The organism is Paenibacillus sabuli, from assembly GCF_014705605.1.
Lineage (GTDB): Bacteria > Bacillota > Bacilli > Paenibacillales > Paenibacillaceae > Paenibacillus_D > Paenibacillus_D sabuli.
This window is the reverse complement of sequence record NZ_JACXIZ010000021.1, coordinates 169,363-184,634: the sequence shown is the minus strand read 5'-3', so window position 1 is coordinate 184,634 and position 15,272 is coordinate 169,363. Positions and strand designations below refer to the sequence as shown.

Below are 15,272 nucleotides of genomic sequence, written 5' to 3'. Positions count from 1 at the left end.
ATGCGCTGGCAGCGGTGGCCGCCGCGGTGGCCGCCGGCGCCGCGCCCGCGCGGCTGGCGCAGCCGCTGCGCGCATTCGGCGGCGTCGAGCATCGGCTCGAATATGTCCTGACCCGCGGCGGCGTCCGCTATTACAATGATTCCAAGGCGACCAATCCGGCCGCGACAATCATGTCGATCGGCTCGCTCGAGGGCGGCATCGTGCTGATTGCGGGCGGACTCGATCGCGGCTCCAGCTACGCGGAGCTGGAGCCGGTGCTGGCGGAGCGGGTGTCCGCGCTCGTGGCGCTGGGCGAGTCGCGACACCGGCTGGCCGAGGTTGCGGAGCGGGCAGGTTTAACCCGGGTGCATCTCGTCGAACCTGATGAGGACGCCGAAGCCGTGCTGCGCCAGGCGGTGCGCGCCGCCGCCTCGCTCGCCCAAGAAGGGGAAGCGGTGCTGCTGTCGCCCGCTTGCGCGAGCTGGGACATGTTCGCCTCGTATGAAGTACGGGGGCGCATTTTTAAGGATTCGGCGCATACCTTGTAAGTAGGGGGCTCGTCCCTACTTTCCCGTGCAAAGGGTGTGTGCGTGATGGCCAAAGCCAGGTCCGCCCCGGATCTGTGGATGATCTTGTCAATCTTGCTGATCTTGTCGATCGGACTCGTGATGGTGTACAGCGCCAGCGCCGTGCTCAGCTTCAACGAGTTCGGCGATGCCTTCTATTATGTCAAGCGCCAGCTATTGTTCGCCGTGCTTGGCGTAGCGGCGATGTTCGTGACGATGAACACGGATTATTGGGTGTGGAAGAAGGCTTCCAAGCCGGCGCTCTTGGTCTGCTTTCTGCTGCTGCTGCTCGTGCTGATTCCCGGCATCGGGGTCGTGCGCGGCGGCGCCCGCAGCTGGCTCGGCATCAGCTCGCTCGGCATCCAGCCGTCAGAGTTCATGAAGCTGGCGATGGTCGTATTCCTCGCGAAGCTGCTATCGGAGCGGCAGGAACAGATCAGTACGTTCGCCAAAGGGCTGCTGCCGCCGCTGGCCATTATGGGCACGGCCTTCGGCCTGATCATGCTGCAGCCCGACCTGGGCACCGGCACCGTCATGGTCGGGGCCTCGCTGCTGGTCATCTATGCGGCCGGCGCGCGCATCCGCCATCTCGGCTCGCTGGCGCTGCTCGGCGTAGCCGGACTGGTCGGCCTGATCCTGGCTGCGCCATACCGGCTGCAGCGCATCACGGCTTTTCTGGACCCCTGGCAGGACCCGCTCGGCGCAGGGTACCAATCGATCCAGTCGCTGTATGCGATCGGGCCGGGCGGACTGGTCGGACTCGGCTTGGGCATGAGCCGTCAGAAGTACAATTACTTGCCGGAGCCGCAGACCGACTTTATTTTCTCAATCGTGGCCGAGGAGCTCGGCTTTATCGGCGGCGCGGCTGTCATCGTGTTGTTTTTGATACTCGTCTGGCGCGGCATGCGCGCAGCGATCATGGCGCCGGATACCTTCGGCAGTCTGCTCGCGGTCGGCATCACCGGCATCATCGCGGTGCAGGTGCTGATCAATATCGGGGTCGTGATCGGCATGATGCCGGTGACCGGGATCACGCTTCCGCTGATCAGCTATGGCGGTTCGTCGCTGACGCTGCTGCTTACGGCGCTGGGCATTTTGCTTAATATATCCCGTTATTCGAGGTGAAGATATGCGAATTGTACTGACCGGCGGCGGCACCGGCGGCCACATTTATCCGGCGATTGCCATCGGCCGCCAGCTCCAGCACGACGCATCTGCCGAGCTGCTCTATATCGGCACGCATCGCGGACTGGAAGCGCGCATCGTTCCCGAGGCGGGCATCGCATTTGAAGCGATTGACATCACCGGCTTCAAACGAAGGCTGTCGCTGGACAACGTCAAAACGGTCCTGCGCTTCCTGCGTGGCGTGCGGCGCGCAAAGGCGCTGCTGCGACGCTTCAAACCCGATGCGGTCGTGGGAACGGGCGGCTATGTGTGCGGTCCTGTCGTATATGCCGCTTCCAAGCTCGGCATTCCGACGCTGATTCACGAACAGAACGTCGACCCCGGCCTGACCAACCGCTTCCTCAGCCGCTATGCGGACCGCATAGCGGTGAGCTTTGCGGAGTCGGCCCCGCACTTCGACAGCCGCAAGCTGGTGCATACCGGCAATCCGTGCGCGACCGAGGTGCTGCGGGCGGACCGGGCGGCGGGCTACGCCTCGCTGGGCATCGCCCCGGGGCGGCCGATCGTGCTCGTCGTGGGGGGCAGCCGCGGCGCCAGGGCATTCAACGAAGCGCTGCCGGGCATGCTGGGTCAGCTGGACCGGTTGCCCGCGGAGCTCGTCTTCGTGACGGGTGAGGCGTACTACGAGCACACGAAGGGCCGGCTGGCTGCGAATGCGGCGCCGGCCAATCTGCATGTCGTGCCCTATGTGCACAACATGCCGCAGGTGCTGGCGGCCGCCACGCTCGTCGTCTGCCGCGCCGGGGCCTCGTCGCTGGCCGAGCTGACGGCGCTCGGCGTACCCTCGATCCTGATCCCGTCGCCGAATGTGACGAACAATCACCAGGAGCCCAATGCCCGCGCGCTGGCCGATGCCGGCGCGGCGGAGATGATGCTCGAGCGCGAGCTGACGGGCGAGGCGCTGATCGGGCGGATCGCGGCGATCGTCGGCGACCCGCAGCGGCTGCGCCGGATGGGCGATGCGGCCAGGGCGCTCGGCATGCCCGAGGCGGGGGCCCAATTATCACGCGAGCTGCAGGCGTTGTGCGCGGGTCGTTAACCGGCGACGGGGAGCCGCGGTAGGCGGCTGTCACACACCGGTAGCGACAGGCATAGGATACTCTATAATCGCGACCGCTTCCCTAGGCGGACCGATTGTTGCATCCGATGTACATTTCGCCGGCAATCCGGCCCATGGCGCACACACGCACGCAGCTGAAGGAAAAGGAGGCAGCGCATATGCGGCACTACGCCGAAGAATGGAAACACGCATCCGTAGGCATCGTCAAGTTCGGCGAGCCGCTGGCGGAATATACCACTTGGAAAATCGGCGGTCCTGCGGACATGCTGATTATGCCGAATACGACCGAAGAGCTGGCGCGCGCCGTACAGCTCCTGCAGCGGCAAGGCTTGCCGTGGATGAACCTGGGCCGGGGCTCGAATCTGCTCGTCGGCGACGGCGGCTTTCGCGGCGCTATAATCAAGCCGGGCGCCGGCTTTGATTATGCCCGCTTTGACGGCAACCTCGTCTATGCGGGGGCGTCGTTCTCTTTTATCAAGCTGTCGGTCATGGCCGGCAAGCACGGGTTGACCGGCCTCGAGTATGCGGGGGGCATCCCGGGCTCGGTCGGCGGGGCGGTCTACATGAACGCCGGCGCGCATGGATCGGATGTGTCACGCATTTTCAAGTCAGCCCAGATTGTATGGGACACAGGGGAATTGGCGGAGCTGGACGCCTGGCAGATGCAATTCGATTACCGGCATTCCGTGCTGCACGAGCGCCGCGGCGTTATTGCCGGCGCAGTATTCCAGCTGGAGCCCGGCGACCGCAAGGAGATCGCGGCCGCAATGGCTTCCTACAAGGATCGCCGACTGCGCACGCAGCCGCTCAAGCAGCCGACGGCCGGCAGCGTATTTCGCAATCCGGACGGCGACCATTCGGCCAGGCTGATTGAAGCGGCGGGTCTGAAGGGGCTGCGAATCGGCGGCGCCGAGGTGTCGCAGCAACACGCCAATTTCATTGTCAACACCGGGCAAGCGACGGCTGACGATGTCCTCGCCCTCATGGAACGTATCCAATCTGTTGTCCAGGACCGGTTCGGCATTGTGCTGGAGCCGGAGGTGCGTGTCGTGGGCGAGCGGTAATTCGGAGGTGATACATTGGATAAATTGGTGATCGAAGGCGGAAAAGCGCTCTCGGGCACGATTGCCATTCAGGGGGCCAAAAACGCCGCGCTCCCGATCCTTGCCGCCGCCATGCTTGCCAGAGGCACGATTGTGATCGATCATGTGCCCCGGCTGCTGGATATCGAGGTGATGCTGGATATCCTGCGGGATCTGGGCTGCCAGGCGCATCACGACGGGCATACGGTCGTGCTGGATACGTCCGGCGCCGACAGCTCGCATGTGCCGGAGCGGCTGATGCGTCAGATGCGCTCGTCGATTTTTTTGATGGGCCCGTTGCTCGCCAGGTTCAAGAAAGTGGAGATCTACCAGCCCGGCGGATGCGCGATCGGCGAGCGCAAGATCGATTTGCATCTCAGAGGCCTGCAGGCGCTGGGAGCCGAGATCGAGGAGAGCGGCAACAAAATGATTTGCCGCTGCGACCAACTGAAAGGCACTGAGCTGCATCTTGATTTCCCCAGTGTCGGGGCAACCGAAAATCTAATGATGGCGGCTGTGCTGGCCCAAGGGACGACCGTGCTCTCAGGCGCCGCGCAAGAGCCGGAGATCGAAGATCTGGCGGGATTCCTCAATGCGATGGGCGCATGTGTGAGCGGCGCCGGCACCGGCAAGATTGTCATTGAAGGAGTGGAGGCGCTGAAGCCGTCCAGGTACGGGGTCATCCCGGACCGCATCGTCGCCGGCACGATCATGGTGGCGGCCGCCGCGACCAGAGGATGCGTGACGCTGCGCAACACCAATCCGTCGCACGTAACTGCGCTGATCCATGTGCTGCGGCGCTGCGGCGTCGAAGTGGAGACGAGCGGGGATCTTATCAAGGTCGGGGCAGTCGGGAGACCGCGAGCGCTCGATCGGATCGTGACTGCCCCGTATCCGGCATTTCCGACTGATCTGCAGTCCCAGGTGATGGTGCTGCTGTCGACCGCCGATGGCTGCAGCATCGTCAAGGAGACGATCTTCGAAGGACGGCTCCGGCACGTCGACGAACTGATCCGGATGGGCGCCGATATCCAGGTCGATCAGAGCAGCGCAATCATTCGAGGCGTGTCGCGGCTGCGGGGCGCCACTGTGGAAGCGACCGATCTGCGCGCAGGAGCGGCGCTGGTGGTCGCCGGCCTGGCGGCGCAAGGTACGACGATCGTGGAGCATGTGTATCATATTGATCGCGGCTACGACGGCATCGAGCGCATGTTCGGCAGGCTGGGGGCGCGCATTTCCCGCTTTCCGGAGCTGGCTGACAGCCGCGCGGTGATCGGTTAGCGGCATCATCGAAACGGTTGGGGCGCTCCTCACACACAGCGGGCGCCGGCCGTTTTGCTTTGTCTGCATGAAAAGGGTAAAATGGGTCAGGACTGGTAAGGAGGGACAAGCTTTGGAACAGACGATTCCCGCACTGAAAAAACCGCAGCCCAAGCGGCGCGGCAATCGAAAGCTGCTCGCTGTGTTGGTGCTGTTGTTCATCGTGCTGTTGGCGGTGCTGTTCTTTAATTCCTCCATCAGCAAAATCTCCTCCGTGGCTGTGGCGGGCCAGCAGTTCTTGACGAAGGAAGAACTGATCGATGCGGCCGGCGTCGGGATCGGAGATCCGTTCTTCAGCGATTCGTCCAATACGATCGCAGCGCGGGTGGAGGAACTGCATGCGGTGGAAGAGGTGGAGGTCACCAAGCACTTTCCCGGCGATGTGCAAATTCGCGTACGGGAATATCCGGCAGTGGCCTATGAGCTCGACGGGCAGGCCGAGCTGACCGCAGTGCTGTCCAACGGTACGGCGATCGGATTGGCCGGACGCGATTATATCGTGGACAAGCCCGTGCTCGTCGGCTGGGAGCCGGAAGACCCGCTCAAGCAAAAACTCAGCCAGACGCTGTCCCGACTGCAGGCCGGATTGCTGTCCGATTTTTCCGAAATCATTCCGATCCCTTCCACTTCCTACCCGGATCGCATCAAAATCTATACGCGTACGCAGTATGAGGTCGTTACAGCGGTTTCGCTTCTGGAGGAGAAGGCGGATACGCTAGGCGCCCTGATCGAGACGCAAGAGCCCGGCAAGGTGACAATGCTGCTGGCGGACACGTATACGCCGTTCGAGCAGGCGGGAGAAGAAGGAGAAAGTGAAGATTCTAATGAAAAAGAGACTACTCAATAGGTGAAATCAATGGTAGAATTTTATTTATTGGGCTCATTCGGCCTTCCCGCGCGGTTGGCAGATGTTTCTACGTGAAAAATAATGTTGAAAAAAGAGGGATCTTATAAATAGCGTTGAAATAGTAGGTTAGTGATTTAACATACATTCCATTGTTGAAACGGAGGTGCCACGAGTTGAGCAGCAATGACATCATCGTTAGTCTGGACATCGGTACATCCAAGGTTCGTGCCATTATCGGTGAGGTCGCGAACGGAGCCATCAATATTGTTGGGGTTGGATCTGCCGACTCGGAGGGTATTCGTAAGGGAGCCATTGTAGATATTGATCAGACTGTGCAATCCATCCGCAATGCGGTCGACCATGCAGAGCGAATGGTGGGCATTCAAATATCCGACGTCTACGTCGGCATCCAGGGCAATCATATCGGACTTCAGACCAATCACGGCGTCGTCGCGGTCTCCAACGAGGATCGTGAAATTGGAGAAGAGGATATCGAACGCGTCCTGCAGGCGGCAAAGGTTGTCGCGCTCCCTCCCGAAAGGGAAATTATCGGTCTTGTACCCAAGCAATTTCTGGTCGACGGACTGGATGGCATCTCGGACCCGCGGGGCATGATCGGCGTGCGGTTGGAGGTGGAGGCTACGGTCATCACCGGGGCCAAGACGGCTACGCACAATCTGCTGCGCTGCGTAGAAAAAGCCGATTTGCATATCGCGGGTCTCGTGCTGATGTCGCTCGCTTCCGGTCAGATGGCGTTGACCAAGGACGAGCGCTCCATGGGGACCGCCCTCGTCGATATCGGCGCCGGTTCCTGCACGCTTGCCGTATTCGAGCAGGGCAGCCTGGTGGCCACCTCGACACTGCCGATCGGCGGCGAGTACGTCACCAACGATATTTCGTACGGCTTGCGGACCCAGACCGAACAGGCCGAGAAGATCAAGCTGAAGTACGGCTGCGCGCGGGTAGAGGACGCCGCCGACGACCAGCGCTTCAAGGTCATGCGCATGGGCAGCAACGTAGAGAAAGAATTCTCTCAAGTGGACCTGGCCAACATCATCGAACCCCGAATGCAGGAAATCTTCCATCTCGTGCTCCAGGAGGTGCGCAGACTCGGCTACGCGGACAAGATCGGCGGCTATGTGCTGACCGGCGGTACGGTGGCCATGAACGGCGTGCTGCCGCTCGCACAGGCGGAGCTCGAATCGTCCGTACGCATTGCGGTGCCGGACTATATTGGCGTGCGCGATCCGGCGTTCACGAGCGGAGTCGGCATGATCCACTACGCGTCGAGATATATGCGAAGCCGATCATCCGGCGGGACTGCGGTCAAAAAAACGAGCAGCCGGAAAGCGAGCTCGTCTGCGCCAGCCAGACCCGGTTTGTTCGAACGCTTAAAAAATATGTTTAGCGAATTTATTTGATCGGGGGAAAAAGCGAATGTTGGAATTCGATTTCGATATGGAGCAGCTGGCACAAATCAAAGTCATCGGTGTCGGCGGCGGTGGCAGCAACGCAGTAAACCGAATGATCGAGAACGGCGTCAAAGGCGTTGAGTTCATTACGGTAAATACGGACGCGCAAGCGCTCAATCTGGCGATGTCCGAGCACAAGCTTCAGATTGGGGACAAGCTCACGCGGGGACTGGGTGCCGGCGCGAACCCGGAGGTCGGCAAAAAAGCCGCCGAAGAATCGCGTGACCTGATTGCCGGTACGCTTAAAGGCGCAGACATGGTTTTTGTCACCGCAGGAATGGGCGGCGGCACCGGTACCGGCGCGGCGCCGGTCATTGCCGAGATCGCCAGAGAATGCGGCGCCTTGACGGTCGGCGTCGTCACGCGGCCGTTTACGTTCGAAGGGCGCAAGCGTTCCTCGCAGGCGGAGCTGGGCATCGAGGCGCTCAAGGAAAAGGTCGACACGCTGATCGTCATTCCGAACGACCGACTGCTCGAAATTGTCGACAAAAAGACGCCGATGCTGGAAGCGTTCCGCGAGGCGGACAACGTGCTTCGCCAAGCCGTGCAAGGTATTTCGGATCTGATTGCGGTACCGGGACTGATCAACCTCGACTTCGCAGACGTGAAGACGATCATGACCGAACGCGGCTCGGCGCTGATGGGCATCGGCATCGCCACAGGGGAGCAGCGTGCGGCGGAAGCGGCCCGCAAAGCGATCATGAGCCCGCTGCTGGAGACGTCGATCGACGGCGCGCGCGGCGTGATCATGAACATTACCGGCGGTTCGAATCTGTCGCTGTACGAGGTCAACGAAGCCGCCGAGATCGTCATCGGTGCATCCGATCCGGAGGTCAACATGATCTTCGGCGCCATCATCGACGAGAGCCTCAAGGACGAGATCAAAGTCACGGTCATCGCGACCGGGTTCGAGCACAAGCCGGCTCCCCAAGTAAGACGCGCGCCGGGCCAACCGACCGAAGGCGGCGAAGGACGGCCGGCTGGCGGCAACAGCGGCTCGAACGTCAAGCCGTTCGGCGGCAACGGCGATCAGCTTGATATTCCCGCTTTTCTGCGCAATCGCCCGCGCGGCGATCGCTAGATTCAGATGCAGGGCTTTTATCGATAGACGCGTATTTTTACAGCAAGCGTATGACGCATGCTGTGGAAATACGCGTTTTTTGTTTCTTGCCGCTGCGCTAAGGGATGGCGCAGCGTGTTTCGCCTTGAAAACATAGCAGGTATATGATTTTAGGTATTCCTTTCTATTTTTCGCGGAACGAAACTGGCTCGGCTATAAAAATAGCCTCGCCGTTTCGCCTTGAAAGACAAGAAATACGAGCTGATCGCTCGTACCGCTCTTGTCTTTCGCGGAACGAAACTCGCTGCGCCAAGGATAGCGCAGCGAGTTTCGCCTTGCTCGACAAAAAAAGATCGGTCCTGACGGCATGTTTAGACAGACATTGAAATAGGATTTTAATATACTGTTCTGGAGCCGGCTCAGGCAGACGTACCCGTCATGTTGCGGAAGACGAAAGTCCGGCAGGAGGTCGAGGCAAGCTGGTCGTATATGCGGATTTGTTGTTTTTGCTGAATCTGGCAATCGATGGCGCGGTCTTGCTGACGACGGCCTGGGTGAGAGGGGTGCGGCCGAAGGCGTGGCGTCTGCTGGGCGCAGCGTCGATCGGGGCAAGCTATGTGCTCCTGCTGCTCCTGCCCCCGCTCTCGCTGCTCAGTACGCTGGCGGTGAAGATTCCGCTGTCGCTGCTGATGCTGTATACGGCTTTCGGCTTCTCTAGCCTTCAGTATTTCCTGGCCAATACGGCTGCTTTCTACGGAGTGAATTTCGCGGCGGCAGGAGGCGTCTACGGTATGCATTATATGTTGCTCAGCTCTCCGGAGCTGTGGCGGGGGTTGTGGTTCGTGAGAACAGGCGGGAGCGGTCCGCTGCTCGGCATCGGCGGCATCTCGTTGACGCTGACGTTCGCGGCGGCAATCGGCTTGTATCGCGTGACCGTGGCCGGGCGACGACGGCGAGAACAGCTGCTTACGCATGTGACGGATGTCGAAGTACTAATCGAGGGGACGCGACGCGAATGCAGGGGGCTGATTGATACCGGCAATCAATTGTACGACCCGCTGACCCGCACGCCGGTCATGGTCATGGAAGCCTCGCTGTTCGCCGAGCAACTGCCTGCCTCTTGGCAACAGCGCATCAAGCTCAGTCAAGTCGATCAATTGGTAGCGGGCATCGGGGAGGATCCGTGCATCTGGCAGGACCGGCTGCGCCTGATTCCGTATCGCGGCGTCAACCGCGGCGCGCAATTCATGCTCGCGTTGAAGCCGGACCGTGTACGGATCGAGCATGAGGGCAAGACATACGAGACCCGCAAGGTGCTCATCGGACTCGACGGCGGCACACTGGCCGCGGACGGCGCTTATCGGGCGATCGTCCATCCGTCGCTCATGGCGGCAGCGCAGCCGCAGGAGCGCGAACCATCGCAGACAAGGAGGGAGACGCCGAAATGCATGCAAAGTGGAAACTGATCCTGCAGTTATATTATTACCGGATCCTGTTTTTATTCGGATTAAAAAGCGAGGAGCTGTACTATATTGGCGGCAGCGAGGCGTTGCCGCCGCCGCTCACCCGGGAGGAAGAGGAGTATTTGCTCGGCAAGCTGCCTTCCGGCGATACGGCGATCCGGGCGGTGCTGATCGAACGCAATCTGAGACTCGTCGTCTATATCGCCCGCAAATTCGAAAATACCGGCATTCATATCGAGGATCTTGTATCAATCGGTGCGATCGGCCTGATCAAAGCGGTCAATACGTTCGATCCGGAAAAAAAAATCAAGCTTGCCACGTACGCTTCAAGGTGCATCGAAAATGAAATTTTGATGTATTTGCGCCGCAACAACAAGACCAAAACGGAAGTGTCCTTTGACGAGCCCCTAAACATTGATTGGGACGGCAACGAATTGCTGCTTTCCGATGTGCTCGGCACCGAGAACGATACCATCTATCGCAATATCGAGGAGCAGGTCGACCGCAAGCTGCTGCACAAAGCGCTGGAAAAGCTGAGCGACCGGGAACGCACGATCATGGAGCTGCGCTTTGGCCTGAGCGACGGCGAAGAAAAAACGCAGAAAGATGTGGCCGATCTGCTCGGCATCTCGCAGTCATATATTTCGCGGCTGGAGAAGCGGATTATTAAGCGGCTGCGCAAGGAATTCAACAAAATGGTGTGAGGGGAAGGACGCATCAGGCAACTGGTCGCTGGGAATAAAATGGGGACCCAAGGGGATAATGAACATTAATGTTTCTCCTTGGGAGGTAATCACGTTGACCCGAAATAAAGTTGAGATCTGTGGAGTGGATACCGCGAAACTGCCCGTCCTGACCAACCTGGAGATGCGCGAGCTGTTCACGGCGCTGCAGACCCGCAACGAACTGGCAGCCAGAGAGAAATTGGTGAATGGCAACTTGAGACTCGTGCTCAGCGTGATCCAGCGGTTCAATAACCGCGGCGAGTTCGTCGACGACTTGTTTCAGGTCGGTTGTATCGGACTTATGAAGGCCATTGATAATTTTGACTTGAGCCAGAATGTTAAATTCTCGACATATGCTGTGCCGATGATTATCGGCGAAATTCGGCGCTATCTGCGCGACAATAACCCGATTCGCGTATCGCGCAGCTTGCGGGACATCGCCTACAAGGCGCTGCAGGTGCGGGACAGCTTGACCAACAAGCACTCGCGCGAGCCGACGATAGTTGAAATATCCGAAGCGCTCAACGTTCCGAAGGAAGATGTCGTTTTTGCTTTGGATGCGATTCAGGATCCGGTATCGCTATTCGAGCCGATCTATCATGACGGCGGCGACCCGATCTATGTGATGGACCAGATCAGCGACGACAAAAACAAAGATGTCACTTGGATCGAGGAAATTGCGCTGCGCGAAGCGATGCACAAGCTCAATCAACGGGAAAAAATGATCTTGTCGATGCGTTTTTTCGAAGGCAAAACGCAAATGGAGGTGGCCGAGGAAATCGGCATTTCCCAGGCCCAGGTGTCGCGGCTTGAAAAATCGGCCATTCAGCAAATGCAGAAGCACGTGAAAACCTGAACCATTAAAAACGAATGCGGTCTGCCCCGTCGATTGCGGAGCAGGCCGTTTTTCGAGTCCGGCTGCGCCGCGCCCAAAATTAGCGGGCCGTCCCGGGACATTTACCCGCTTGCCCACATATACTTGTAGAAGTACAGCGAAAGTGGGGATGCCGATGAAAATCTCGGATTTTCAGGCCAAGGACGTCATCAACATCGTCGACGGACGCAAGCTCGGTCATGTCGGCGATCTGGAGCTGGATCTGCGGCAGGGGCGCATCGATGCCATTGTCATACCCGGCTACAGCTCGCGTTTTTTTGGATTGCTCGGCGGCGGCGGCGCGGACGTCGTCATCCCGTGGCGCAATATCGTCAAGATCGGCGAGGATGTGCTGCTGGTCAGACTCGATGAGACGAAGCCGTACCGCCCGGACGAATCAGAGCCGTCCGTCCGCTGATCTGGATCTCATAACGCGGGGTCCATCCATCCGGATCTCGGAATGGGCCTCGCGACCGCCCGCTTGGCAGACGAGGGCCAATATGTGGTAAACTGGAGCAAAGCCCAGTGTGATCGGAAAGGAAGTGCTGCGTATGGAACCGTTCATTGCCAACGCCGACGAGAGCGGGCCTGCAATGTACCGACTGAGCGGATGGATGAAGACGTCGCCCGGGCTGACGGCCGGCTTCACCGGCCGCACCGGCGGCGCCGGCCAGCCGCCGCACGCGTCGCTCAATGTGGCGCTCCATGTCGGGGACGACGCGCGTACCGTCCAAGCGAATCGGGAGCGAGTTGTAAAGGCGCTGGGCTGGCCCTTCGAGGCATGGACATGTGCGGAGCAGGTCCACGGCAGCCGCGTGTACCGCGTGGAGGCGGCCGACCGCGGGAGCGGGCGGCTGGAGCGACGCGATGCGATAGCCGACAGCGACGCGCTCATGACGGATGTGCCGGGCATTTTGCTGACGTCCTTCTACGCCGATTGCGTGCCGCTCTACTTCTACGATCCGGAGCACGGGGCCGTGGCCCTCGCCCATGCGGGCTGGCGCGGCACGGCCGGGCGGATCGGCGCCGCGACGGTAGGGGCGATGCAGCAAGCGTACGGGACGCGTAAGGAGCGGGTGCGGGCGGCGATCGGTCCGGCGATCGGACTGTGCTGTTACGAGGTGGATGCGCCTGTGCTGGAGCAGATCGGGCCGTTGGCAGCGGAGCTGGAGGCCGTAGAGGGACGCTCGGCGTTGGTAGAGCCGAGCGCTCCGGGTCGTGCCCGCATCGACTTGAAAGAAATGAACCGACGAATTATGATAAAAGCAGGAATTATGCCGACCCATATCGAATTAACGGGGAGGTGCACGGCGTGCCGGACCGATCGTTTTTTTTCTCATCGGGCCGAGGCCGGCCGCACCGGCCGCATGGCCAGTTGGATCGGTATGGAAGCGAGGTGAGCGGACATGCGCAGCATGTCAGCGCGTATTGCCGCAGTGAATCAACGACTGGGCGAGGCGTGCCGCCGGAGCGGCCGAAGCCGCGACGAGGTGCGAGTCATCGCCGTGACGAAATATGTCTCGAACGAAACGGCGTCCGAAGCGTTTGAAGCCGGTCTGCGTCATTTGGGCGAGAACCGGTGGCCGGACGCCAAGACAAAGCTGGAGACGGTGGGCGCTCGGAGCGAGGCGTCGCCGCTCTGGCACTTCATCGGTTCGCTGCAATCGCGCAAGGTAAAGGATGTCGTAGGACGCTTTGCTTACGTGCATTCGCTGGACAGGCTGTCGCTCGCGCGGGCAATCGATGCGCAGGCACAGCAACTGGGCATTACAGTGCCGTGTATGATTCAAGTCAATGTGTCGGGAGAGGCGAGCAAGCACGGACTGGCGCCGGAGGAACTGCATGCGTTTGCGCGCGCAGTCGCCGGGCTGGAGGGCATCGAGGTGGCGGGCCTGATGACGATGGCCCCGCATGCGGACGAAGCCGAGGCGGCGCGTCCCGTCTTTCGCGGACTGCGCGAGCTGCGCGACGAGCTCAATGCCTTGGCGCTGCTGCGCCGTCCGGCGCTTGAGCTGTCGATGGGCATGTCGGGCGACTTTGAGGTTGCGGTCGAGGAAGGCGCGACCTGGGTCAGACTTGGTTCAATTCTGGTGGGCAGAGAGGAGGAAAACGCATGAGCGTGATGAACCGTTTCATGAGCCTGCTTGGCCTGCAGGACGACGAGGAAATCCTCGAGCAGGACAAACGTTCGCCGGAGGAGCAAGACAATGAAACGTCGCCATTCGAAGCACGTAGAAATACGAAGGGCAATTCCAACGTCGTCAGCATTCACTCTCAAAAAAATGTGCGCGTCATTTTGAACGAACCGCGTTCGTACGAAGAAGCGCAGGATATCGCGGATCACTTGCGTTCCCGTCGCGCGGTTATCGTCAACTTGCAGCGCGTGCGGGTCGAGCAGGCAGTTCGCATTGTCGATTTTTTGAGCGGAACGGTGTATGCGATTGGCGGCAGCATTTCCAAGCTGGGGCCGAATATTTTTTTGTGCACGCCTGATTCGGTGGAGATTCAGGGCACCATTACGGAGATGCTGGGCGAAGACCCTGAATATATGAAGACGAGGTGACCTAAGGTAGTGGCAGACTTTATTCAAACGCTGCAAACGATCTATACGTTCATGATTATCGGCTACGTGCTGCTTTCCTGGCTGCCCAATGCGCGCGAGAGCTTTATCGGCGTCGCGCTCGGCAAGCTGGTAGAGCCCTATCTTTCCGTGTTTCGCCGCTTCATTCCGCCGATCGGCGGGATGCTCGACATTTCGCCGATCGTGGCCGTTTTTGCGCTGCAATTTGTAGCGGCCGGGCTGATTGCGGTGCTGAACTTCCTGATCGGGAGCTTCTAAGAATGATGCAGAGCGAGCTGCACGTGCACTTCCATCCGGACGAACGGCCGTTTGTCGACCGGGTCGTCGATTGGGCGGAGCGCGCCCTTGGCACGCATGAGCTGATCCGCACCGGATTTTTGGATCCGCGGCAAGCGGCCATTGCCAATAGCATCGCCAACCGGTACCCCGATCTCGCCCTTCGTTTCGAAGGCGGATACGACGATGCGGAGCGGCGCCGCGCCTTGCTGGCGCCGGATTATCGGCCGCTCGAATACGAGGAGCCCGGGATCGCCGTGCTGGAGGTGCAAGCGCCCGGCGGCGAGCGGCTCGAGCTGGACCATGGCGATTATATGGGCGCGATCCTCGGACTGGGCATCAAGCGCGACCGGATCGGCGATATCCATGTTCACGAGGCCGGATGCCATGTGCTCGTCACCGACGAAATCGCCGACTATGTCAATCTGCATCTGCGTCAAGTGCACCGCTCCGCGGTGCTGACCGAGCTGCTGCCGCTCGAGCAGCTGCGCGCGGTCAAGACGCAGCTGGAGGAGATGAGTTTTACGGTTGCTTCCTTGCGTCTGGACGGCATATGCAGCGATGTGTACCGCATCAGCCGGGCCAAGATCGTCGAACCGATCCGCGCCGGCCGCTGCCGGGTGAACTGGAAGGTCACCGAGGATCCTTCCAAGCCGCTGAACGCCGGAGACGTCGTGTCGCTTCAGGGATTGGGCCGATTCAAGCTGCTTGCCGTGGAGGGCGAGACCAAAAAAGGACGTCTGCGCGTGAAAGCCGGCAAATTTATTTGAAGGTGTTGCAGG

General features: G+C 60.2%; 17 protein-coding genes. All 17 read left to right on the top strand.

Annotated elements, in window-relative coordinates; genetic code table 11:
- Positions 1-527 (top strand): glutamate ligase domain-containing protein (locus IDH44_RS13895; protein WP_317890183.1); only part of this gene is annotated, 527 nt, incomplete at its 5' end.
- Between the two features lie 45 nt (positions 528-572).
- Entirely contained in the window at positions 573-1,670 is a 1,098-nt protein-coding gene (gene spoVE, locus IDH44_RS13890) for a stage V sporulation protein E (RefSeq protein WP_190918544.1), read from the top strand.
- A gap of 4 nt (positions 1,671-1,674) precedes the next feature.
- Positions 1,675-2,769: an undecaprenyldiphospho-muramoylpentapeptide beta-N-acetylglucosaminyltransferase gene (gene murG / locus IDH44_RS13885; RefSeq protein WP_190918542.1), complete on the top strand. Its 1,095-nt coding sequence runs from the start codon at positions 1,675-1,677 to the stop codon at positions 2,767-2,769.
- Positions 2,770-2,948: 179 nt separating this feature from the next.
- Positions 2,949-3,854: a UDP-N-acetylmuramate dehydrogenase gene (murB, locus tag IDH44_RS13880; protein WP_190918540.1), complete on the top strand. Its 906-nt coding sequence runs from the start codon at positions 2,949-2,951 to the stop codon at positions 3,852-3,854.
- A 15-nt stretch (positions 3,855-3,869) separates the two neighbouring features.
- Positions 3,870-5,153 carry a UDP-N-acetylglucosamine 1-carboxyvinyltransferase gene (murA, locus tag IDH44_RS13875; protein ID WP_190918538.1) on the top strand — a complete coding sequence of 428 codons (1,284 nt, stop codon included), beginning with the start codon at positions 3,870-3,872 and terminating at the stop codon, positions 5,151-5,153.
- A gap of 112 nt (positions 5,154-5,265) precedes the next feature.
- On the top strand, positions 5,266-6,039 hold the full coding sequence (locus tag IDH44_RS13870) for a cell division protein FtsQ/DivIB (protein WP_190918535.1): 774 nt from the start codon (positions 5,266-5,268) through the stop codon (positions 6,037-6,039).
- Positions 6,040-6,212: 173 nt separating this feature from the next.
- Positions 6,213-7,460 (top strand): cell division protein FtsA, encoded by a 1,248-nt coding sequence (ftsA, locus tag IDH44_RS13865; RefSeq protein WP_190918533.1) that lies wholly within the window; start codon positions 6,213-6,215, stop codon positions 7,458-7,460.
- Between the two features lie 16 nt (positions 7,461-7,476).
- A complete protein-coding gene (gene ftsZ, locus IDH44_RS13860) occupies positions 7,477-8,592 on the top strand; it encodes a cell division protein FtsZ (RefSeq protein ID WP_190918531.1) in 1,116 nt (371 codons plus the stop codon).
- 458 nt (positions 8,593-9,050) lie between these two features.
- The gene (spoIIGA, locus tag IDH44_RS13855; protein WP_190918586.1) at positions 9,051-10,037 is read left to right on the top strand and encodes a sigma-E processing peptidase SpoIIGA; all 987 of its coding nucleotides are present in this window, start codon (positions 9,051-9,053) and stop codon (positions 10,035-10,037) included.
- Positions 10,016-10,738, top strand: coding sequence for an RNA polymerase sporulation sigma factor SigE (gene sigE, locus IDH44_RS13850; RefSeq protein ID WP_190918529.1), 723 nt, complete (start codon positions 10,016-10,018; stop codon positions 10,736-10,738). The genes spoIIGA and sigE overlap by 22 nt, the downstream gene beginning before the upstream one ends.
- A 94-nt stretch (positions 10,739-10,832) precedes the next feature.
- A complete protein-coding gene (gene sigG, locus IDH44_RS13845) occupies positions 10,833-11,615 on the top strand; it encodes an RNA polymerase sporulation sigma factor SigG (RefSeq protein WP_190918585.1) in 783 nt (260 codons plus the stop codon).
- Between the two features lie 154 nt (positions 11,616-11,769).
- A complete protein-coding gene (locus tag IDH44_RS13840; protein WP_190918528.1) occupies positions 11,770-12,051 on the top strand; it encodes a YlmC/YmxH family sporulation protein in 282 nt (93 codons plus the stop codon).
- Between the two features lie 133 nt (positions 12,052-12,184).
- Positions 12,185-13,033 (top strand): peptidoglycan editing factor PgeF, encoded by an 849-nt coding sequence (pgeF, locus tag IDH44_RS13835; RefSeq protein ID WP_190918526.1) that lies wholly within the window; start codon positions 12,185-12,187, stop codon positions 13,031-13,033.
- Positions 13,034-13,039: 6 nt separating this feature from the next.
- Positions 13,040-13,750 (top strand): YggS family pyridoxal phosphate-dependent enzyme, encoded by a 711-nt coding sequence (locus IDH44_RS13830; protein ID WP_223869655.1) that lies wholly within the window; start codon positions 13,040-13,042, stop codon positions 13,748-13,750.
- Positions 13,747-14,196, top strand: a complete 450-nt coding sequence (locus IDH44_RS13825; protein WP_190918524.1) for a cell division protein SepF — start codon at positions 13,747-13,749, stop codon at positions 14,194-14,196. The genes IDH44_RS13830 and IDH44_RS13825 overlap by 4 nt, the downstream gene beginning before the upstream one ends.
- 9 nt (positions 14,197-14,205) lie before the next feature.
- Complete coding sequence (locus IDH44_RS13820; protein WP_190918522.1) at positions 14,206-14,472, top strand: YggT family protein; 267 nt, start codon at positions 14,206-14,208, stop codon at positions 14,470-14,472.
- Between the two features lie 5 nt (positions 14,473-14,477).
- The gene (locus IDH44_RS13815; protein ID WP_190918581.1) at positions 14,478-15,260 is read left to right on the top strand and encodes a YlmH family RNA-binding protein; all 783 of its coding nucleotides are present in this window, start codon (positions 14,478-14,480) and stop codon (positions 15,258-15,260) included.
- Positions 15,261-15,272: the final 12 nt, after the last annotated feature.